General features: G+C 46.3%; 18 protein-coding genes. 8 read left to right on the top strand and 10 right to left on the bottom strand.

The window, feature by feature from the left end; genetic code table 11:
• Positions 1-63 precede the first annotated feature (63 nt).
• Positions 64-1,068: an HTH-type transcriptional repressor PurR gene (gene purR, locus ABMY42_RS09485; protein WP_005450353.1), complete on the bottom strand. Its 1,005-nt coding sequence runs from the start codon at positions 1,066-1,068 to the stop codon at positions 64-66.
• Positions 1,069-1,514: 446 nt separating this feature from the next.
• On the bottom strand, positions 1,515-2,162 hold the full coding sequence (torD, locus tag ABMY42_RS09480; RefSeq protein ID WP_009698288.1) for a molecular chaperone TorD: 648 nt from the start codon (positions 2,160-2,162) through the stop codon (positions 1,515-1,517).
• A 233-nt stretch (positions 2,163-2,395) separates the two neighbouring features.
• Between torD and torR the strand changes: the two genes are divergently transcribed.
• Positions 2,396-3,109, top strand: a complete 714-nt coding sequence (gene torR, locus ABMY42_RS09475) for a two-component system response regulator TorR (protein WP_005450350.1) — start codon at positions 2,396-2,398, stop codon at positions 3,107-3,109.
• Between the two features lie 80 nt (positions 3,110-3,189).
• Here torR and elyC read toward each other — a convergent pair whose 3' ends face one another.
• The gene (gene elyC / locus ABMY42_RS09470; protein ID WP_005450349.1) at positions 3,190-3,981 is read right to left on the bottom strand and encodes an envelope biogenesis factor ElyC; all 792 of its coding nucleotides are present in this window, start codon (positions 3,979-3,981) and stop codon (positions 3,190-3,192) included.
• 114 nt (positions 3,982-4,095) lie between these two features.
• On the opposite strand from elyC, the gene cmoM reads away from it, so the two are divergent.
• Genes cmoM through mukB form a run of 4 tightly spaced genes read left to right on the top strand, consistent with a single transcriptional unit; the run spans position 4,096 to position 11,399 of the window.
• Positions 4,096-4,887 carry a tRNA uridine 5-oxyacetic acid(34) methyltransferase CmoM gene (gene cmoM, locus ABMY42_RS09465; protein WP_009698287.1) on the top strand — a complete coding sequence of 264 codons (792 nt, stop codon included), beginning with the start codon at positions 4,096-4,098 and terminating at the stop codon, positions 4,885-4,887.
• Between the two features lie 2 nt (positions 4,888-4,889).
• A complete protein-coding gene (mukF, locus tag ABMY42_RS09460) occupies positions 4,890-6,227 on the top strand; it encodes a chromosome partition protein MukF (RefSeq protein WP_349266253.1) in 1,338 nt (445 codons plus the stop codon).
• On the top strand, positions 6,208-6,933 hold the full coding sequence (gene mukE, locus ABMY42_RS09455; protein ID WP_005450345.1) for a chromosome partition protein MukE: 726 nt from the start codon (positions 6,208-6,210) through the stop codon (positions 6,931-6,933). The genes mukF and mukE overlap by 20 nt, the downstream gene beginning before the upstream one ends.
• 2 nt (positions 6,934-6,935) lie before the next feature.
• Positions 6,936-11,399: a chromosome partition protein MukB gene (gene mukB / locus ABMY42_RS09450; RefSeq protein WP_349266336.1), complete on the top strand. Its 4,464-nt coding sequence runs from the start codon at positions 6,936-6,938 to the stop codon at positions 11,397-11,399.
• 127 nt (positions 11,400-11,526) lie between these two features.
• Here the strand turns inward: mukB and ABMY42_RS09445 are convergent, their stop codons facing one another.
• The 7 genes from ABMY42_RS09445 to ABMY42_RS09415 all read right to left on the bottom strand — a co-directional run bounded on the left by ABMY42_RS09445 (position 11,527) and on the right by ABMY42_RS09415 (position 18,201).
• A complete protein-coding gene (locus ABMY42_RS09445; protein ID WP_005450343.1) occupies positions 11,527-11,679 on the bottom strand; it encodes a hypothetical protein in 153 nt (50 codons plus the stop codon).
• Positions 11,680-11,878: 199 nt separating this feature from the next.
• Entirely contained in the window at positions 11,879-12,847 is a 969-nt protein-coding gene (locus ABMY42_RS09440) for an alpha-L-glutamate ligase-like protein (protein WP_005450342.1), read from the bottom strand.
• Positions 12,848-12,850: 3 nt separating this feature from the next.
• Positions 12,851-14,356 (bottom strand): inactive transglutaminase family protein, encoded by a 1,506-nt coding sequence (locus tag ABMY42_RS09435; RefSeq protein WP_005450341.1) that lies wholly within the window; start codon positions 14,354-14,356, stop codon positions 12,851-12,853.
• Positions 14,357-14,367: 11 nt separating this feature from the next.
• On the bottom strand, positions 14,368-15,114 hold the full coding sequence (locus tag ABMY42_RS09430; RefSeq protein ID WP_005450340.1) for an ATP-dependent zinc protease: 747 nt from the start codon (positions 15,112-15,114) through the stop codon (positions 14,368-14,370).
• Positions 15,115-15,335: 221 nt separating this feature from the next.
• Positions 15,336-16,307: a tRNA 5-methoxyuridine(34)/uridine 5-oxyacetic acid(34) synthase CmoB gene (gene cmoB, locus ABMY42_RS09425; protein ID WP_005441685.1), complete on the bottom strand. Its 972-nt coding sequence runs from the start codon at positions 16,305-16,307 to the stop codon at positions 15,336-15,338.
• Between the two features lie 185 nt (positions 16,308-16,492).
• Entirely contained in the window at positions 16,493-17,230 is a 738-nt protein-coding gene (gene cmoA, locus ABMY42_RS09420; RefSeq protein ID WP_005426299.1) for a carboxy-S-adenosyl-L-methionine synthase CmoA, read from the bottom strand.
• A 104-nt stretch (positions 17,231-17,334) separates the two neighbouring features.
• On the bottom strand, positions 17,335-18,201 hold the full coding sequence (locus ABMY42_RS09415) for a DUF72 domain-containing protein (RefSeq protein ID WP_349266252.1): 867 nt from the start codon (positions 18,199-18,201) through the stop codon (positions 17,335-17,337).
• Positions 18,202-18,473: 272 nt separating this feature from the next.
• Between ABMY42_RS09415 and aspS the strand changes: the two genes are divergently transcribed.
• From aspS to ABMY42_RS09400, 3 genes are all read left to right on the top strand, one after another.
• A complete protein-coding gene (aspS, locus tag ABMY42_RS09410; protein WP_005450337.1) occupies positions 18,474-20,252 on the top strand; it encodes an aspartate--tRNA ligase in 1,779 nt (592 codons plus the stop codon).
• A gap of 100 nt (positions 20,253-20,352) precedes the next feature.
• Positions 20,353-20,874, top strand: a complete 522-nt coding sequence (gene ruvC / locus ABMY42_RS09405) for a crossover junction endodeoxyribonuclease RuvC (protein ID WP_005426231.1) — start codon at positions 20,353-20,355, stop codon at positions 20,872-20,874.
• A gap of 122 nt (positions 20,875-20,996) precedes the next feature.
• Positions 20,997-22,448 carry a methyl-accepting chemotaxis protein gene (locus tag ABMY42_RS09400; RefSeq protein WP_349266251.1) on the top strand — a complete coding sequence of 484 codons (1,452 nt, stop codon included), beginning with the start codon at positions 20,997-20,999 and terminating at the stop codon, positions 22,446-22,448.
• The last annotated feature ends 72 nt before the right edge of the window (positions 22,449-22,520 follow it).

The raw sequence follows: 22,520 nt of genomic DNA, 5'->3' as shown, positions 1-22,520 counted from the left end.
AAAAGTTATTTTTAGGCAATAAAAAAGCGCTCCTAGGAGCGCTTTATAAAATCAAGTGAGAGATCAGTTCAATTTCTTAACTGTATTACGCACAACGATCTCTGGTTGCATTTCGAAAACACGCTTCTCATGCTCTTTATCTTTGATGCGCTCAAGTAGGATCTCAAACGCATTTTTACCCACACGACGTTTTGGTTGGTGAATCGTCGTTAGCGGTGGAGAGAAGTACTCAGCAAGTTCGATATTGTCGTAACCGATAACAGAAATATCGTCTGGTACTTTGATACCGTTTTGTTGTAGGCGGCTCATCAAGCCAAGAGCCATAGTGTCATTGAAACAGAAAACAGCGGTTGGACGTTTGTCCATAGCACTGATGTTATCTGCAGCTAAGACAGCCGTGTCACACTCAAAGTTGCCTTCAAGAATCCAATCTTCGTTAACGGCTAGGTTTGCTTCAGCCATCGCACGGCGGTAACCCGCAATACGTTCTTGGCAAGCTGCTTTTTCGAAGTGACCGCTCAGACAAGCAATATCAGTATGACCATTGTCGATCAGGTATTTTGTTGCGATGTAACCGCCTTCTTCTGAGTTATCGATGATCTTGTCTGCTTGTGAGCTTTCAGGACCCCAATCCATGACAACTTTAGGAATGTCTGAATGACGGTCAAGCATCTCTTTTAGCTCTTCCGTAAGGTCAGAACACATTACTAGAATGCCATCTACACGTTTCTCAGCTAGCATGCGGATGTAGTCACGTTGCTTCTCGTAAATACCGCCCGTGTTACATAGGATCAGAGTGTAACCTTGACGGTAACAGTAGCTCTCAACGCCGTCGATTACTTCAGAGAAGAATAGGTTGGTAGATTGAGTAACTAACATACCGATGGTACGAGTTGAGTTGCATTTTAAACTGCGCGCAACGGCACTTGGTGCGTAATTAAGTTCATCCACCGCTTTCATTACTTTTTCTTGAGTTGCTTCAGCAACAAAGCGAGTTTTATTAATTACGTGCGAAACCGTAGTGGTAGAAACGCCGGCTAAGCGAGCAACGTCTTTAATAGTGGCCATAAATGATGTCCTGTATCGAGCTACTGTAAATACCGTAGTGAAGACAACCATACGCTTAGGGTCTTGCGCAAACCGAGCAACTGCGAATAGGGGCATTGCTGAGATATTTGGCAGCGGTTGTTCCGAAATCGGTATAAAAAGGTTTGTAGCAACATTTATCGCTGAGTCTCATATTCCTTTCTTATATAAGTGAGGAATTGGTCAGCAATCCTGTTAAGAAAACACAAAAACCGCTTTATTTCAGCGGTTTACATATAAATCATATTTAATCGTTTGCGCTCACATTTTAGACTGATGCGAGCAAGCTGGCAATATTCTAGGCAGTTGTTTTGTGCCCCTGAGGTCACATTTTAACGGCTAAATTGATTGTATTTCTCTGTGCCAGATTAAAAACAAACGAATAAAATAGGGAGTCTGAATGACAGACTCCCCAAAATAGGTGGCAATTATTCACCAAGAAGGTAGGTGCTGTCCAGTTTACAAAATGCAATTAATAGTTGCGCAACGCTAATGTAGAAGCCAAATTCGTCGAATTGCTTACATTTAGCAGCAAACTGTGGCAGCCAAGTCATAAGGTGTTGTTGGATGAACTCGTTCTGTTTTCCGAACGCTTCTTCCATATGTTTATCTTGCTCTAGTTCGTTCGAGCGGATAATCATGTTGCCTAGAAAATCTAGCTCGACCGCTAAGTGGTCCGCTGGTTCTTTCAGATTTTCGTCCACTTGCACACCAAAGTCTGCCATCAGTTTTTCCATCTCTTCTGCTGGCTTATCATTTAATAAACCAGATTCGCCGATGTACATTGAAGCATAAGGCAGTGCGCCGTGTTTTTCTGTTTTTAGAAAGAGTTCACAGAAGTCCGCTGCTAATTCTAACTGAGCGTCTTCACGGTCTTGTAAACGGTTGAGTGCATCAACAAGGGTATCAACAGCTGGTTTTAGTGATTCGTTTTCACCAAGACCCGCTAAAAAGCTTCGAATTTCAACACTGTGGTAGGTTTCTAGTTCTTTCTCTGTCAGTTCTTTTGCGAACAGGCTAGAAAACCACCAATAGATTTCTGCGCGTTTCTCGTTAAAAGCTTTCACTTCTTGCATTTTTTTGCTCCTGAATGGTTATCCCTTAAGTGTAAACAATTAAGATGAATAGCAGTAACTATAATTGTTATGCATTATTGGAAAATATGCGTATTTGTGAATGGCTGTAAATAAGCTTGCTTTGAATCAATAAAATCGCAAAATCTTGCTTTTTAATGTATCTATGACTAGAAATGTTACTAGTTATGAATAGAATACGTCTTGGAAAATAAAAAAGACAGAAAGTGGTGTAAATGAGCTATCACGTATTAGTCGTAGAAGATGATGTTGTAACTCGCAGTAAGCTCGCGGGCTATTTCCAAAATGAAGGTTACAAAGTCAGTGAAGCAGAAAGCGGCGCAGAGATGCGCGAAGTGCTTCAAGGCGGTGATGTTGACCTAATCATGCTGGATATTAACCTGCCTGGCGAAGACGGCCTTATGCTTACGCGTGAATTACGCAGCCAATCAGATATCGGCATCATATTAGTGACAGGACGCACGGATAGCATTGACAAAATCGTTGGTCTAGAAATGGGCGCAGACGATTATGTGACAAAGCCTTTTGAACTAAGGGAATTATTGGTTCGCGTGAAGAACTTGCTATGGCGCATCTCTGCGGCACGCAGCGGTTCTCAAAAAGCAGCGAACGACACTAATGAAGAACACATTGTGCGCTTCGGTGAGTGGACGTTTGATATTCAGCGTCGAGCTCTAAGCCGTAATGGTGAGCCAGTGAAACTAACCAAAGCTGAATACGAGTTATTGGTTGCACTGTCCTCGTACCCAAATCAGGTACTAAGCCGCGAGCGTATTTTGAATATGATCAGCCACCGAGTGGATGCGCCAAATGATCGTACGATTGACGTACTGATTCGCCGCATGCGCGCTAAGATGGAGTTTGATCCTAAGAACCCACAAATCTTTGTGACGGTTCACGGTGAAGGCTACATGTTTGCTGGTGATTAAATCATACCTAAAGAAAAAGGAGAGCATTGGCTCTCCTTTTTTGTTTCCGCAATTTGACCACTGAATCGTTTTTAAGTGTTTTATGGTTGTTCTACTTCAACCATTGGTGTTTGACCTACGTTATCACGCAACTTTTGCCACAACCCACCTAAATACTCATGCCAATACAACTCGGTTTGTTCTAAGTAACGAGCTTTCGGAGTGTACTTTTGCCATGGCTGTTCGATGTCATCAATTGCCATAAAGTTAGTTGGCGCAGGGATTGGCTTGATACCTGCAGCATTAAACTCGTACAAAGCACGCTTCATATGGCTTGCTGAGGTTACCAGCACAATGTCTTTTTGCTTCACAAAGGCAGCGGCTTGGCGGGCTTCTTCCCATGTGTCTTTAGCGTCTTCGAGAAGGATGATGTCGGACTTTGCGACACCAAGAGAAAGTGCCACGTTAGCCATCATGCGCGCATGACTGATTTCAGATCCACCTGCGTAACCGGACAAAATTAACTTAGCGCCAGGGTACATACGTAAAATACGGATGCCCTCGGTAAGGCGCATTAGCGCTGTACGGCTTAGTTGAGAAGTTGGTGGGATCTCATCATCGACGACATGACCATTACCAAGCACCATGACATAGTCAATGCTACCTGATACAGGTAAAAACGCTTTGTACTCGCGCTCAAGAGGCATCAGAAGCTTGGTTGAAACAGGTTGGAAGGCAACGAGGAAAATGCCGACAAAAGAGAATAGAACAACAAAGCAGCCAGTTTTACGTTTCGTGGTAAAACTAATGAGAGCAAGACCTAACAAGCCTATGATTAGCAATGCCGGAAGCGGCATTAACAAGGCTGACATTACTTTTTTCAGCTCAAACATACATAAATAGTCCGAAAAAACATCAATTGATAATAAAAATGAGGATAACCCTCTTTATTCCTGCTTTCCTTGTGACAGAATAGCGGCACAATCCGTTATGATAACTCAGCAGAAGTGACAGAAGACCGCAATTTCGACGATATCGCCCACAAATTTGCAAAAAATATTTACGGCTCCGATAAAGGGGAGATCCGACAAATCATTGTGTGGGAAGATTTTCTACAGATTCTAAGTGAATTAGACGCCGACCATCAAGCATTACAAGTCCTTGATGCTGGTGGTGGTTTAGCACAAATGTCGCAAAAGCTTGCTAAGCTCGGACATCATGTCGCTTTGTGTGATCTATCTTCGGAAATGCTGCAACTAGCAAAGCAGGATATTGAAAAAAACGGTTTGCTTGAGCAGTATCGCCTGATTCATTCGCCTGTCCAATCCATTGCTGAACACATGGAAGCGCAGGTGGATCTTGTCATGTTCCATGCCGTTATGGAGTGGTTGGTTGATCCGAAAACCGCACTTGAAACGCTTTTGGAGCAGGTCAAACCGGGGGGCATCGCTTCGGTTATGTTCTATAACCACCATGGCTTGGTCTATAAAAATGTGGTTTGTGGCAACATTCCTCATGTTTTAGACGGCATGCCTCACCGAAAAAGATTTAAACTACAGCCACAAAAAGGGCTAAAACCTGAAGAGGTTTATCAATGGATAGAAGATTCTGGTTTTAGTATTTGTGGTAAATCTGGTATTCGTTCATTCAGTGATTACATAGGTAATATGCAATACATGGGCGATTACGAGTTTGAAGATGTGTTGGCGCTAGAAAAACAACTTTGTCGACAAGAGCCATACCTCTCATTAGGCCGCTATATTCATGTGTGGGCTAAGAAGAACGATAAACAGGAATAACGATGAGTGAGATGACTCTCAATGCTGCAGAGCAACCAATCGATGAGTTGGTTGGCTGGGTAAAGCAGCACGATTTCTCGTTGAACCTGACCACTGAGCGACTGGCATTTTTGATTGCTATCGCTGTATTAAGTAATGAAAGGTTCGATGAAGAATTGGGTGAAGGTGAATTGCACGACGCATTTGCCATCGTCACTCGACTTTTTGATGAGACGGGAGAAGCTTCGGCTTTCCGTGCGAACAATGCCATTAACGAGATGGTTAAGCAGCGTCTTATGAGCCGTTTTGTCAGTGAGATTACTGACGGAGCGAGCATTTACCGCTTGTCGCCATTAGCGATAGGAATTACCGACTACTACGTGCGCCATCGTGAGTTCTCGAAACTGCGCCTTTCTATTCAGTTGTCTATGGTCGCTGATGAAATGGCGAAAGCGATTGAAGCGGCACAAAAAGGTGGCACTCCGGGCCACTGGAAGAAGAACGTGTACGGGATATTGAAATATTCTGTAGGCGAAATCTTCGATCAAATTGATCTCAACCAACGTGTGATGGATGAGCAGCAACAATCTGTGAAACAACAGATTGCTGACCTGCTTAACAAAGACTGGCGTGAAGCAATCAACAACTGTGAAGCGCTTCTGTCAGAAACATCAAGCACGTTGCGTGAACTTCAAGATACGCTGCAAGCTGCCAGTGATGAACTGCAAACTCAGATCCTAGACATTCAAGAGATTGTCTATGGTGACCCTGAGCTTGAGCTTATCGAGGAAGCCTTGTTTGGTCTTCAGATGAAACTGGACCGAATCACAAGCTGGGGTCAGCAAGCGATCGACCTTTGGATTGGCTACGACCGACACGTACACAAGTTCATCCGTACTGCAATTGATATGGATAAGAACCGTGCGTTTAGCTCGCGTCTGCGCCAGTCCGTTAAAGACTACTTTGATTCGCCTTGGTATCTGACTTATGCAGATGCGGAAAGGCTTTCTGACCTTCGTGATGAAGCCCTAGTACTGCGTGATGACGAGGTAACAGGTCAAGTTCCGATGGAAGTGGAATACGAAGAGTTTCAACAAGTCAATGATGAGTTGGCGGAGCGAATTGGTGACATGCTGAAAGCGCATAAAGACCAAGGCGCACCTATTGACTTGAGCGTGGTACTGCGAGATTACCTTGCACAACACCCTCATACTCATCACTTTGATTTAGCTCGCATTGTCGTTGATCAGGCGGTACGTCTGGGTTATTCAGAATCCGACTACCAAGCTGTTCAGCCAGACTGGAAAGCAATCAACGAATTTGGGGCAAAGGTACAAGCGAATGTCATCGACCGATACTAATGAATACATGTCAGAGAATCTGGCAAAAGCAATTTCTAACCCTCTGTTCCCAGCGCTAGACAGCATGCTTCGAGCAGGGCGTCATGTTTCAAGTGAAGATCTGGACAACCACGCGTTGTTGTCGGATTTCGAACTTGAGCTTTCTTCTTTCTATCAGCGCTACAACACCGAATTGGTGAAAGCGCCAGAAGGTTTCTTCTACCTCCGTCCACGTTCAACGTCTTTGATTGGTCGTAGTGTCCTTTCTGAGCTGGACATGCTGGTGGGTAAGGTACTGTGTTTCCTTTACCTAAGCCCAGAACGTCTTGCGCACGAAGGCATCTTCACTAACCAAGAATTGTACGACGAGCTACTTGCTCTGGCTGATGAAAACAAGCTGATGAAGCTAGTGACGAACCGTGCGACTGGTTCTGACCTTGATAAAGAAAAGCTGTTTGAAAAAGTACGTACGTCACTCCGTCGCCTGCGTCGCCTAGGCATGATCATCAACATCGGTGAAACCGGTAAATTCAGCATCAGTGAAGCAGTATTCCGCTTTGGTGCCGATGTACGAATTGGTGATGATATGCGTGAAGCGCAGCTACGTCTGATCCGTGATGGTGAAGCGGTAGTGCACACCAAAGAGCCAAGCCAAGGCAGCCTATTGTCTGAAGAAGATCAAGACGACCAAGCCCAAGAAGAAACAACAGAAGAGGGTGAAGCATGAGCATGATTGAACGCGGTAAATACCAATCGCTGACCATGGTCAACTGGAACGGCTTCTTTGCCCGTACGTTTGACATCGATGGTCTGGTCACCACGCTATCAGGTGGTAACGGTGCAGGTAAATCAACCACAATGGCGGCGTTCATCACCGCATTGATTCCTGACCAAACGCTACTGCACTTCCGTAACACCACAGAAGCAGGCAGCAGCCAATCGTCTCGCGACAAAGGTCTGTACGGTAAGTTACAGCCGGGCGCATGTTATGCGGCGCTAGATGTGGTGAACTCACGTAACCAACGCCTATTGTTTGCAGTAAAACTGCAGCAAGTAGCGGGTCGTGATAAGAAAGTAGACATCAAACCGTTTGTTATCCAAGGTCTTCCAAGCCATGTGAAACCAACGGATATCTTGGTTGAAAGCGTATCTGCGACTCAAGCTCGTGTACGTCAAATCAATGAAGTAAAAGAATCGATCGCAGAATTTGAAGGCGTTCAATTTAAAGCCTTCTCTTCTATCGTGGATTACCACTCGCAGATGTTCGAATTCGGTGTGATTCCGAAGAAACTGCGTAACTCTGGTGACCGTTCTAAATTCTACCGCTTGATCGAAGCATCGCTTTACGGTGGTATCTCAAGTGCGATTACACGCTCGCTACGTGACTACCTTCTGCCACAAAACGGCGGCGTGAAGAAAGCGTTCCAAGATATGGAATCAGCACTGCGTGAAAACCGCATGACGCTAGAAGCGATCAAAACCACGCAAGCAGACCGTGACTTGTTCAAACACTTGATCACAGAGTCAACCAACTACGTGGCTGCGGACTACATGCGTCACGCGAACGATCGTCGTAACAAGCTGGATAAAACGCTGTCATTGCGTTCAGAGCTGTTCGGTTCTCGCGAAACTCTCGTTGAGCAAAACAACCTGCTTAACCGTGTTCAAGAAGAGCTAGAACTGCTGATCGAGTCGGAATCTGCGCTAGAGCAGGATTACCAAGCGGCTTCGGATCACTTGCAACTGGTGCAAAACGCACTGCGTCAGCAAGAGAAGATCGAACGCTACCAAGAAGATCTTGAAGAGCTGAGTGAGCGTCTTGAAGAACAGATGATGGTAGTGGAAGAAGCGCAAGAACGCGTGATGATGGTGGAAGAGCAAGCGACCGTTGCGGAAGAAGAGGTGGATAGCCTTAAGACGCAACTGGCGGACTACCAACAAGCACTCGACGTTCAACAAACTCGTGCCCTTCAATACCAACAAGCGGTTCAAGCGCTGGAAAAAGCGAAGCAACTACTTGGTGATGACAACCTAACGGCAGAATCGGCACAAGCGCTTGTCTCTGAGCTTAAGAGCAAAGAATCAGAAAGCACCAACGCGTTGCTATCGGTTAAGCACAAACTGGATATGTCTTCTGCAGCAGCAGAGCAATTCGAAACGGCGCTTAAACTAGTACAAAGCATCGTTGGTCAAGTTGAGCGTAAAGACGCGTCTGAACATGCGAAAACCGCAATAGCGAAAGCGCGTGAATCTCAGCAAGTCGCGCAAAACGAACAGCAATGGCGTGCACAGCACCGTGACCTTGAGCGTAGCCTTAACCAGCAACGTCAAGCGCGCGAGCTAGTCAACGAATACCAAAAGCAATTCCATGTTGAACTGAGTGACGAAATCACGTTTGAACAAGAGCGTGAACGTCATGCGATGCAAATCGACTCGCTAGAAATGACGCAAGAAGACGTGCGTGAACAACGCAGCGAACAGCGTCGTCTAGAGCAAGATGCAGCGGCGGAAATCAACAAGCTAGAAGCCATTGCTCCAACGTGGATTGCAGCGAACGATGCGCTAGAAAAACTGCGTGAACAAAGTGGCGCTGAGCTAGAAGATAGCCAGTCAGTCATGAGCCAAATGCAAGTGGTGCTTGAGCAAGAGAAAACCCTTTCTCTGGCAAAAGACAAACTAGCAGAGCGTCGCAGACAACTTGACACTGAGATTGAGCGTCTTGCTTCACCTGGTGGTTCAAACGACCCTCGTCTGAAAGGTTTGGCAGATACTCTAGGCGGCGTATTGCTGTCAGAGATCTATGATGACATCACTATTGATGACGCGCCTTACTTCAGTGCGATGTACGGTCCGGCTCGTCACGCTATCGTTGTTTCTGACCTATCTGGTATCGAAGAGAAACTGGTAGAGCTAGACGACTGTCCAGAAGACTTGTACATCATTGAAGGTGACATCGATGCCTTTGATGACAGCTCATTCGACGCAGAAGAGTTAGAAGGTGCGGTTTGTGTTCGCATGAACGATCGCCAAATGCGTTACTCTCGCTTGCCTGAAATCCCACTGTTTGGTCGTGCAGCACGTGAGCAGCGTTTAGAGCTACTACGTAACGAACGTGAAGAAGTGGTTGAGAAGCACGCGAAAGCAGCATTCGATTCGCAAAAAATGCAGCGTCTGTATCAAGCGTTCAACCAGTTTGTGGCAAGCCACATTCAAGTAGCATTCGAAGCTGACCCAGAGCAAGCATTGGCAACCATTCGCGACAAGCGTAACCAAATTGCGCGCGTACTGGCTGATCTGGATGCAAAAGAGCAGCAGCAACGTTCTCAACTGCAAACCAGCAAGCAAGCATTGTCTTCTCTAGACAAGCTAGCACCAAACATGGCGCTGATTGAAGATGAGTCGCTGCAAGCACGCTTTGATGAGTTGGAAGAGAAAATCGCCCAGCTTTCAGAAGCAAAAGCTTTCCTAAATAACCACGCGAAAGCGGTGGCAGAACTGGAAAAAGTCGCAGTTGCCCTAGATGCTGACCCAGAGCAATTCGATGCACTAGAAGCGGAATACAAAGCGGCAGACGAACAGCTACAAGATCTTAAGAAGCAAATCTTTGCGCTCTCGGATCTCGTTGAACGTCGCCACTACTTCGCTTATTCAGATTCAGTAGACCTACTGAACAAGAGCAGTGAGCTGAGCGAACAGCTAAAAGCAAAACTGGTTCAAGCTGAACAAATGCGTACTCGCTCTCGTGAAGAGTTGAAACAGTCGCAAGGTCAAATGAACCAATACAACCAAGTATTGGCCTCTCTGAAGAGTTCACACCAAGCGAAACTGGAAACGGTTCAAGAGTTCAAACAAGAACTTCAAGAGTTTGGCGTGAACGCTGACGAAGGTGCAGAAGAGCGTGCAATGCGTCGTCGTGACGAACTGCATGAGCGTCTACACACTTCTCGTAGTCGTAAGAGCGAATACGAGCGTACGATCACCTCTACTGAACTAGAGATGAAAGGCTTGGCGAAACGTCTGAAGAAAGTTCAGAAAGAATACGTTGAGCTGCGTACCTTCGTTGTTGCAGCGAAAGCTGGCTGGTGTTCGGTACTTCGTCTAGCGCGTGAGAACGATGTTGAGCGTCGTCTACACAAGCGTGAACTGGCTTACATGTCAGCGGATGAACTGCGTTCAATGTCGGATAAATCATTGGGTGCGCTGCGTCTAGCGGTTGCGAATAATGATGACCTGCGTGATGCGCTGCGTCTATCAGAAGACAATGCACGTCCAGAGCGTAAAGTTCTGTTTTACATCGCGGTTTACCAACATCTTCGTGAGCGCATTCGTCAGGATATCATCCGTACTGATGATCCAGTCGAAGCGATCGAAGAGATGGAAGTAGAGCTGGCGCGTCTAACGGAAGAGCTAACGCAACGTGAAAACCGCCTAGCGATCAGCTCTGAGTCAGTAGCGAGCATTATCAAGAAGACGATTCAGCGTGAGCAAAACCGTATTCGTATGCTGAACCAAGGTTTGTCGAACATCTCGTTTGGCCAGGTGAAGGGTGTACGTCTAAACGTGAAGATCCGCGAAAGTCACGAAGTGCTACTGAACGGTCTAGCGACACAACAAGAGCAGCATAAAGATCTGTTTGAATCGACTCGCTTTACCTTCTCTGAAGCAATGGCGAAACTGTTCCAACGCGTGAACCCACACATCGATATGGGTCAACGTTCTCCTCAGGTTCTGGGTGAAGAGCTACTGGATTACCGTAACTACCTAGAGCTAAGTGTGGAAGTGAACCGTGGTTCTGACGGCTGGCTACAAGCTGAATCTGGCGCGCTATCTACGGGTGAGGCGATCGGTACTGGTCAGTCAATCCTACTGATGGTTGTTCAAAGCTGGGAAGAAGAATCACGCCGTTTGCGCAGTAAAGATATCGTGCCATGTCGTCTGTTGTTCCTTGATGAGGCAGCACGTCTGGATGCGAAATCTATCTCAACTCTGTTTGAACTGTGTGACCGTTTGGATATGCAGCTTCTTATCGCGGCGCCAGAAAATATCAGCCCAGAGAAAGGTACGACCTACAAACTGGTGCGTAAGGTGTTTAAAGATCACGAGCATGTACACGTAGTTGGTCTGCGTGGTTTTGGTCAAAACGATAAACCTAAGACTGAAGCACAAGAGATGATTGAAGAGTTTGAGTCCTAAACTCCGAAGCTAATAAAACGCCCGCAAGAAACGCGGGCGTTTGTGTATTTGTAAAACGAAATAAGCCGAGCCTGTAGGGCAACAGGCTCGGCTTTTTTGCAGGCGCTTAAATGTGAAAAGGTAAGTCCTATTCTTCTGAAAAGTCGTTTCCTTTTTCGATCATTTCAGCAAGCTCATCAAGTGCTTGGACAGAGATTTCCGACAAACGTTGTAGGTGTTGGTCAAAGTTCTCTTGTTCAACAAGCGGAGTATCATTGTTATTAGTTTCTTTTGTTAGCATCGCCCAACCTCTCGAGTTGAGTAAGGGGGAGAAAATATAAAATCAAAAATCGGCAGAAAAAAGAAACGATCGATGTGTATTTTGTTAGCTGGATCATCGATTGCAGTGATAAAAACGATGAATTACTTAGGAAGAGAGCGATAGTGCTCAAATATGAAAAGAAAGCTAGCAACCACGAGAATGGCTGCTAGCGATTAGATTAGAACTGAGATTTTACGCCAAATTGCTCTGCTGCGTACGCAACACGCTCTTTTGGTTTTGGATATTCAGCAGGAGTGCCAAGGTTCTCAATGTGTTTCAAGCGAGGTAGGAGGCCTGCACCGTTTGCAATTTGGATTGCTAGACCAGGGCGAGCGTTTAGCTCCAGAACCATTGGACCTTCTTCTTTGTCCAATACCATGTCGGTGCCCATGTAACCTAGACCTGTCATTTCCCAAGCACTGGACGCAAGCTCTAACAAGCGCTCCCAATGAGGCACTTGCAGTGTCGACAGGTCTTTACCCGTATCTGGGTGATGAGTCACTGGTTGGTCAAATTGCACCGCGCGAATGGCTTTGCCAGTAGCAATGTCGATACCGACACCTACCGCGCCTTGGTGAAGGTTAGCCTTACCATCCGATGCTGCTGTAGAGCAACGCATCATCGCCATAACAGGGTAGCCCTTAAATACGATAATACGTACGTCTGGCACACCTTCGTAACTGAAGCCGTCGAAGCAGTCATCAAACTTAATTAAGTTCTCAACCACAGCTACATCGTTCTTACCACCAAGGGAGAAAAGACCCGCGAGTGCGTTACTGATGTGACGCTCAACTTCTTCTTTATTGCAGGTAGCACCCGATGGCTTTGTATATACGCCATCTTTGTGCGAAGTGATAACCAAGATACCTTTACCACCACTGCCTTGAGCTGGCTTGATTACAAAACCGGGCCAGTTCTCTACCATCTTGTGAATCTTTTTCACTTCAGCTTGGCTGGCGATCACGCCAATAAGAGCAGGCACAGTCGCACCTGCTGCTTCAGCGATAATTTTGGTTTTGAGCTTGTCATCCACCAAAGGGTATTTAGAGCGATCATTGTAACGACCAATGTAACTGTGGTTACGCTTGTTCATCCCCATAATGCCTTTATGGCGGAGTTTTGCTGGCGAAGTAAAACGTTCAAACATCGTTTAGTCCTCCGCTAGTGGTTTAAAGCGACGTAGCTCAGTTAGACGGTAACCCGTGTATGTACCTAGTAGTAGAATACCTGCCAGTACAATGAGCTGTAGGCCGATAAAGTTAAACGTTAGGTGCTGGATGTAGGTGTTGGTCATTGCCAAGTAAACCAGTACCGCTGTCAGTAGTGAGCCACCACCTTGAAGGGCAACTTCTTTCGCGCCTTCTTCTTCCCATAGAATCGACATACGTTCGATCGTCCATGACAAGATGATCATAGGGAAGAAGGTAATGGTTAGACCCTCAGTCAGACCAATCTTGAATGCCACAACGGTAAACACAGAGATGATCATGATTACTGTGATGATAACCGCGGATATCCTTGCGACCAGAAGTAAGTTTAGCCTCGATAAGTAACTTCGGATGATCAGACCCGTACCGACAATCAGTAGGAAGCCGACGATACCTGTTACAAGTTGCGTCTGTACAAAGGCAACCGCAATAAGAACTGGCATGAAGGTACCGGATGTCTTAAGACCGATGATAACGCGCAGGAATACAACAATAAGAGCACCAATTGGAATCAGCATGATGGTCTTAAACATCGCCTGCTCTTCAAGAGGTAGGCTGTGGATAGACAGGTTCAATAGACCGTCAGCTTCCACTTTGTTGTTGGTTGCTTCTTGCGGTGTAAGCTCCTGCTTGATCATAGAGAAGTGAACTTGGCTGTTTTTGCCGCCCACTAGGTCAAGTAGCGAAACATTCGATTCATCCCAAACAAGCAGGTTAGGCTGCGCTGCAGCTTGCTCAGAGTTTGGTGAGAAGAGTACCCACTTATCGCCAGACCAAACTTGAACCATAGGTTGAATCGTTTGACGGCGACGTCCATCTTCCAGCTCGATTACACCAACGGTCTTACTCTGTACGCCAGCGGTAAGCAGAATTTTGTGCAGAGCGTCGGTACGATCAAAGTCATTTAGAATCAGTGCCGCGTTTTGGCTATCTGGATCGTTCAGTGTTTTGATCAGCTCACGAGCGAAAGTCTCGTTGTCTGCTGAACGGCTCATTGCACGCTCAATCAACGCATTTGCTGCCGCTTGTTGAGGTGCTGAAAGGGTTGGTTTGGCAATTTCACCGGTTGGTGGCTGTTCATCCACTTTTGCTTGTGGATCAACCAAGAATTGGGCTTTGTAGTAAATGGTTTGTGCGCCAGTTGCTTGGCGGATAGACCATTCAGCACGACGACCTGAATCAGAGTTTACGTAAGAAACACCATAACCAGGAGATGACGCCGACTCACCGATTAAGGTGTAGCCTTTTTGTGTATGAGGAGCAGCGAGAGAAGCTTTAACTTCACCGCCATTTGCATTGAACTCAATGCGGGCTTCAACATCCCAAACTTGACGCGTTTCACCTGGAGTCCATGGAACGCCGTAATTCTGATGTCTGAAAACACTCAAAGCGATGCCCGCAACCACCAAAAGGATGATTGACAGGTAAAACGGTATTCTTGACGTCATAATCTACCTTATTATTTTTTATCTTCTTCCGTTTGAATATATTTACGACTCACATCGACGAGTGCGATGTCGCGCATAAATTCTCTTCCTAGTAACACAGGATGGTTCATTTGAGAGCGATCTGCCAACGTAAATTGCGCTTTTTCATGAATTTTTCCAACGCGCACCCAAAGTTCAACTACAGCACGACGCTCTAGTTCTTCATTGGTTGCTTGACGGATTTTCACGTAGCGAATAATTGGTGCTTCAATCCAAATATCTTTCTCTTCATCTGACTTGGTATTATCAGCTAGGTGGAAACGCACCCAGTTTTTGCCATTTCTTTCGAATTCTTCGATATCAACAGCGTTCAGTGAAGATGTTGCCGCGCCGGTATCTACGCGAGCGTCGAACGTTTGTTTGATTGAATCGATCGTCACTCGCTCAATTGAGCCAAGGACAATGTCATGGGTAGGAGTTGCTTGAACGGGAGCAGGAGCTTGAACAATGATAGGTTCTTTAGGCTTTCTCACTTCGTCCATTGCTTCTTTACGGAAGGTATTGAGTTCGCCATTTAACTTATCCACTTGGTCTTCCAAACTTTCGATGTAATCCGACTGGTTACTAAGTTGAAGCTCTAAGTTGGTAACGCGAGTATTGAAATTCGTTTCTGAAGCCTGAATAGCAGCTAACGTTTCTTGGTGGTACTGTTCGCCTTTGGTCAAAGTACATCCAGATAGTAAGGCGATGGCAACAACCGGAGTCAATCGTATAAACATTGAAAACCTTGGGATTGGAGTAAGTTGTTTGTTTTTTAAGAGTTTAGCGTTATCGCCAAAGGCTCACAAGCAAGAATCGGCTTAAGACTCTTACAGAATGAGGAATAGTGACGAAAAGCCAAAAAATTAAGGACGCAAGACGCATCCTTAATTAGATTTGAAGAGAGGTTAATGTCTTAATGGAGGGAGTGGGTTAAGACAATGTCAGAAATCTCAGTTAATTATGGCTTGGTGGCGACAAGCACCGCACGGCGAGGTGCAGGGTAGCCTTCAACGGTTTTGCTTGGGTCGTTTGGATCTAGGTAATCCGGCAATGAATTGTGCGTCATCCAGTTGGTCGTACGTTGCTCATCTACAGACGTTACGTTCTCATCTACAATACGCACATCTTTAAAGCCAACCAGTTCTAGCCATACTTTCAGTGCTTTCGCTGACGGGAAGAAGTACACGTTACGCATTTGCGCGTAGCGAGACGTCGGAACCAATACCGCGTTCTCATCGCCTTCGATAACGAGTGTTTCCAGAACAAGCTCGCCACCTGATACTAACTGGTCTTTTAGCTGCACCAAGTGATCCAGTGGAGAGCGACGGTGGTATAGCACGCCCATACTAAATACAGTGTCGAACGCTTCTAACTTTGGTAGTTGTTCAATACCTAATGGAAGAAGGTGAGCACGTTGGTCATCGCCCATCAACTTACGAATCGCTTCGAACTGAATTAGGAACAGGTGAGAAGGGTCGATACCAACCGTTAGGCGTGCACCTTCGCCCAGCATGCGCCACATGTGGTAGCCGTTACCACAACCTACATCGAGCACGCTGCGGTTTTTTAGTGGTGAGATGTGCGGAAGAACGCGATCCCATTTCCAGTCACTGCGCCACTCGGTATCAATATGAATACCGTGCACTGTGTATGGACCTTTGCGCCATGGGTGGAATGTACGCAGTAGGCTTTCTAGCTTTTTCAGCTCACCTTCATGGAAAGGCGTATCGTTGCTGATGGTTACTGAGTTTTTGATGTCCACTTGGTTTGGTGCACCTTGTGGGATCTTGTTCAGTGCTTTTAGCCAGCGACCAAAGTCACCGTGCTCAGCGTTTTGCCAATCTGTTAACTGTTGAGGTAATACGTTTAGCCACGGCTGAAGACGAGTGTCTTGCGCGATTAACTGATAAAAATTAGCAAAATTAAACATAGTTTTTCACTGAGTTTATGGAGTCAGCAGACCCTGGGTAAAAGTTAAATGTGTCATTCCCTACAGTGAGGGACGAACATGATAGGGAATCTCGGTTTTTATCGTTTTTGATAAGAGATCCCCAACTCGCTCGTTCCTCGCTCTTGAGGATGACGTCCTAATGAGAGCGAACTGTGTTGCGAAGCTTATTTAATCGCAAACATCGAACCGAAGTTAAAGCACTGGAACCAAACGTCGTAGCTTGAGAAACCTATTTCTGCGAAACGCTCTTTATGATCTTTCTTTGAATCAGGGCGCATCACGTTTTCAATTGCGCTGCGCTTTTGGCTGATTTCTAGTTCGCTGTAGCCATTTGCACGTTTAAAGTCGTGGTGAAGGTCAATCAACAACTCGTTAGACACTTCATCTTCAAACACGAATTTTTCAGACAGAATCAAAATGCCGCCTGGGCGCAAACCTGCGTAGATTTTCTCTAGTAGAGCATAGCGGTCTTCCGGAGAAAGGAATTGCAGCGTGAAGTTCAATACCACCACAGATGCGTTTTCGATTTCGATATTACGAATGTCCGCTTCGACTACATCAACTGGCGTATCACTGCGGTACGCGTTGACGTGAAGCTTACAGCGTTCAACCATCGCAGGAGAGTTGTCCACTGCAATGATTTGGCAACCTTCTTGTTTGATATGACGACGCATAGACAGCGTAGCAGCACCCAAAGAACAGCCTAGGTCGTAGATGTTTGAGTGAGGCTTAACAAAGCGCTCTGCCAACATACCAATTGCAGAAATGATGTTGCTGTAACCCGGCACCGATCGTTGAATCATGTCAGGGAAAACTTCCGCTACGCGTTCATCGAACGTGAAATCCCCAATTTTATCGATTGGAGCCGAAAAAATAGTATCTGGATTGCTCTTAGGGTTCATAACCAAATCTCTGCATACAAGCCGCCTGAAATGTCAGGCATCAAAAAAGGCGCGTATTTTATGGGAAATTCGCGCCTCTGTCATTTGCTTAATTATAAGCTTGTCTAAAACATTTGTATTTGCGAGTTGCCATCGTTGGCAGGAAATACAGACAAATTTGGCAGTGAGAGCTTAAGTTGTAGCTGCTTATATAGCTTTTCAGCCAGTACTGGTGCTAAGACGTTATCTGGCGTGTGAATCATCAAGTACGGTTGAATGCCTTGTTCAATCCACATCGGCAGCTTCTTTAACCAAGGTTCGAAAAAGCGCAGGTTGTCGTCCATGTCTGGATGACCGATAAAACGAATCATCGGGTGCTTGGCGGTTGCTATTGCATGAACCGGAACGCGAGGCTTTTTCTGGTGGGCATCGATTACCGCTTCAGTCGTAGGCTGCGCGGCGAATACAGGGCGGCTGTCCATAATAATGCGGTCGATGCCGCTCTCTAACAGCCACTGATTCAACGCACGTTCTTCTTCACCTTTGGAGAAAAACGCCATGTGACGAACTTCAACTCCCAGGGGGAAATTCGGCGGAAAGCTGGCACAGAATTTCTTCAATCTATCGAGGTGTTCCGGACCAAATGCAGCGGGGAGCTGAATCGTCCATTGCCCGACACGTTCATGAAGTGGTTCCATGATGGTCATAAAGTCACGTAACTGTTCGTCGCAACCTCTGAGCATCTGCTCGTGAGTAATGGCTTTTGGCAACTTAAAGGTGAATTTGAAATCGTCGTGAGTCGCGGCTTTCCAGTTTTGCACCGTGTTGAGCGTCGGTGTGGCATAAAAGGTGGTGTTGCCTTCTACGGTATGGAATACCTGCGCGTACTTTTCGAGTCGCTCTGCGGGTTTGGTGCCACTGCCATAAAAGCTTTGCTGCCACTGGTTGTGCGACCACATGGTCAATCCAAGTCGAAGGGGTAAATTATCCATATCTCTGCTTTACGTTTTTTCCTGAGTCCACTTTACGAGAGTTTTGCTGAAATGGGTAATTTCACGCTATAATCCCCACCAATTTTTTCGCTTTGGTGCGCTTTTGAACATTTGTTGTACTAAAAACCGCCAATGAATGATAAAACACACTTAATTGTATGTTGAGTAGTCGATTTTCATAGGCTTTCAGCGTATAAATGGATCTTTACTCTGCTCGGCAATGAGGCTGACAGAGCGTAGTTAACAATATTTGAGAGATTGGGAATTTCATTATGCGTACCCATTACTGTGGTCACCTGAACAAGTCCCTTGCAGGACAAACTGTAGAACTTTGCGGCTGGGTTAACCGTCGTCGTGATTTAGGCGGTCTTATTTTTATCGATATGCGAGATCGCGAAGGTATCGTTCAGGTAGTTGTTGATCCAGATATGGCAGATGCGTATGAAGTGGCTAACACACTTCGTAATGAATTCTGTATCAAGCTAACTGGTGAAGTTCGCGTTCGTCCAGAAAGCCAAGTAAACAAAGACATGGCAACAGGTGAAGTTGAGATCCTTGCAACAGGTCTTGAAATCATCAACCGCAGCGACGTTCTGCCTCTAGACTTCAACCAAAAGAACTCTGAAGAGCAACGTCTGAAGTACCGTTACCTAGATCTACGTCGTCCAGAAATGAGCGACCGCATCAAGCTACGAGCTAAAGCGTCTAGCTTTGTTCGTCGTTTCCTAGATGACAACGGCTTCCTAGATATCGAAACACCAGTACTAACAAAAGCGACACCAGAAGGCGCTCGTGACTACCTAGTACCTAGCCGTGTTCACAAAGGCAGCTTCTACGCGCTTCCTCAGTCTCCACAGCTATTCAAACAGCTTCTAATGATGTCTGGTTTTGACCGTTACTACCAAATCGTTAAGTGTTTCCGTGATGAAGACTTGCGTGCTGACCGTCAACCAGAATTCACTCAGATCGATATCGAAACGTCATTCATGACGGCTGACCAAGTTCGTGCAACGACTGAGAAAATGGTTCGTGAAATGTGGCAAGAGCTACTGAACGTTGATCTAGGTGAATTCCCAGTAATGCCGTTCAGCGAAGCGATTCGTCGTTTCGGTTCTGACAAGCCAGACCTACGTAACCCGCTAGAGCTAGTAGACGTTGCTGACTTAGTAAAAGACGTTGAGTTCAAAGTATTCTCTGGTCCAGCAAACGACGAGAAAGGTCGCGTTGCAGTTATCCGTGTTCCAGGTGGTGCTGAGCTTACTCGTAAGCAAATCGACGGCTACGCAGAATTCGTAGGTATCTACGGTGCGAAAGGTCTAGCATGGATGAAGGTTAACGACCGTGCAGCAGGCATGGAAGGTATCCAATCTCCTGTAGCTAAATTCCTAAACGAAGACGTGATCAACGGCATTCTAGATCGCACTCAAGCGGAATCTGGCGACATCATCCTATTTGGCGCAGACAAAGCAAGCATCGTTGCTGAAGCACTAGGTGCACTTCGTCTTAAACTTGGTAAAGACCTAGGTCTAACTAAAGAAGGCACTTGGGCTCCGCTATGGGTTGTTGACTTCCCAATGTTCGAAGAAGACGACGAAGGCAACCTACACGCAATGCACCACCCATTCACATCACCTCTAGGTGTGACTGCGGAAGAGCTAAAAGCGAACCCAGCAGTAGCGAACTCAAACGCATACGACATGGTTCTAAACGGCTACGAAGTAGGCGGTGGTTCTGTACGTATCCACAACGCAGAAATGCAAGCAGCGGTATTCGATATCCTAGGTATCGATGCAGAAGAGCAACAACTGAAATTCGGCTTCCTACTGGACGCGCTAAAATTCGGTACGCCTCCACACGCAGGTCTTGCATTCGGTCTAGACCGTCTAGTGATGCTGCTATGTGGTACAGAGAACATCCGTGATGTTATCGCGTTCCCTAAAACAACTGCTGCGGCGTGTCTACTAACAGACGCACCAAGCCTTGCAAACCCAGCGGCTCTAGAAGAGCTAGCGATTGCAGTAACAGTTGCGAAAGAAAAAGACGCAGAATAAGCGCACAACAATTAAAGAAAAAACTCCCGCACCTGCGGGAGTTTTTGTTTTAATGGCAACTATTCTCATACTTACAGTGAGTTATTGATTAGGACTTTTCATGTCAATTATTTTGGGTATTGACCCAGGCTCTCGTATTACCGGTTACGGCGTGATTCGCCAGCAAGGTCGTCATCTGCAATATCTAGGCAGCGGCTGTATTCGCACTTCTGAAAAAGAGTTGCCAGGTCGTCTCAAGCAAATCTACGCAGGCGTGACGGAAATCATCACCCAGTTTCAACCAGATGTATTTGCTATCGAACAAGTGTTTATGGCGAAGAACGCTGATTCTGCATTAAAGCTAGGACAGGCGCGTGGTAGTGCAATTGTGGCGGCTGTGAATGCGGATCTTCCGGTGCATGAGTACGCGGCTCGTCTCATTAAACAAGCGGTAACAGGCACTGGTGGCGCAGACAAAGTTCAGGTTCAACATATGGTTCAACACATGCTTAAATTGCCAGCCAAGCCTCAAGCCGATGCCGCCGATGCGTTGGGTGTTGCCATTTGTCACGCTAACACCAATAAGACACTAGTGGCGCTCGCAGGCAAAGCAACCAGTGCAAGAAAAGGTCGTTACCGTTAGGCGTATTCTCGTATTAAAAATGAGACATCTCAGACAGATTTATGGATTGGATTTGTTGAGAAAATGTTACAAAACTATAGTGGTCAGAGGTCTAACAAGGAATCAATCAAGGAAGATTGAACATGAATCCAGCCACGCTGTGGCGCAGTGCATTTATGCCGCGCCAAACTCAATGGACAAAAACTCAACAACGTCAAGCAGACATCCTCTCTCTATTTACCTTCATCGCTTTCCTCGTCGGTATCTACAGCCTGATCAAATGGTCCAAACATGGACATGAAAGCCTAATTTTCACCTCAGTACTCTTAATCGCACTCGAACTAATATCCGCCTTCAGCCTGAGATGGTTCAAACAACCGGCATTGTCGCTCAATCTTGGTTTTGTTGGCATGTCAGTGCATGCACTCAACATCATCTATCAAAGTGGTGGCGTGGTCGATTCTACCCAAACTTACTGGGTGCCTTTGTTAGTCGTCGCTTTCTTTTTATCTGGCACTCGTATCATGGCGATCTCTTGGAGCGCGTTAGTGATAGTGCTTTCTGCGGTAATGACGTATCAGCATGTGTCTGGTTTTGGTTTTCCCCAACTCGTGTTGTCTGAATCGGCGCAGCGTGTGGAGATATGGTCAGGTACCGTGTTACCGCTGGTGGTGATTTGTATTGCTCAAGCCTTTACCGCCAAGCAGCGAGACATCGCGATTGAAAGTGCAGAGAAAGCTAAAGCAGAAAGTGAGTTGGTGGCACAAAAGGCGACAGAAGGGGAGCTACGTTTAGCAGAGGTGCTAGAACAGGCGAATCAAAACTCAAGTGAGTTGAAACAAGTCTCCCAAGTGTTGGATGAACAATCATCGCAATTGGATGCTCAAGTGAACGCCCTTAATGTAAACAGTGAATCCCAAGCCAGTGCAGCCGAGCAAATGAGTCAGCAAGTGTATCACATGGCGACGGGGATTGAAGAGTCCAGCAAGTTTGTCGAAGAGCTGCGCGAGAAGAGTGAGGGCGTTCATCAACAAGCTGAGAAAAGCTCGGAATTATTGGAGGACTCTACCCAAGCGATCAGCCAGATCATTACCAGCCATGAAGACATCATGAAAGTGGCGGACTTGATTACGTCGGTTGCGGAACAAACCAACTTGCTCGCTCTGAATGCCGCTATTGAAGCGGCGAGAGCGGGTGAGCAGGGCAGAGGTTTTGCGGTCGTTGCGGACCAAGTGCGAGAGCTTTCAGCTAAGAGCAGTCAGTCGGCGGTGGAAATTCGGAACTTGCTTGATCGCAGTGAGCAAGAAGTGAAGCATGGTCAAAGCGTTGTGACATCGAGTACAGAGCGAATGAACACCATTATTCAGCAAGTTACCACCATCTCTCACGATGTGCAGAGTCTGTCTGGCATCATGGCGATGCAAATGACGGCTTTAAAAGAGTTAGATGAAGCCAGCAGTGAAGTTGCTAACGGCGTAGTGAACACCAAAACCATTGCCGAAACTGTCGCGCAATACGGCAACGAGCTGAACGGGCAAGTGGTCGCGGTGCGCAATCTGACTCAACAGCTTGATCAAGTTGTCTCAAAAATTTAACCCCACCGAATAAAGGACTGGATGTCTATCCAGTTCTTTATTATCCTGTCGCAAATTCATTTCCAAAGAGTA

The sequence above is a fragment of the Vibrio sp. SSH13-20 genome (assembly GCF_040104475.1).
GTDB lineage: Bacteria > Pseudomonadota > Gammaproteobacteria > Enterobacterales > Vibrionaceae > Vibrio > Vibrio harveyi.
This window is presented reverse-complemented; position numbering and strand designations above follow the sequence as displayed.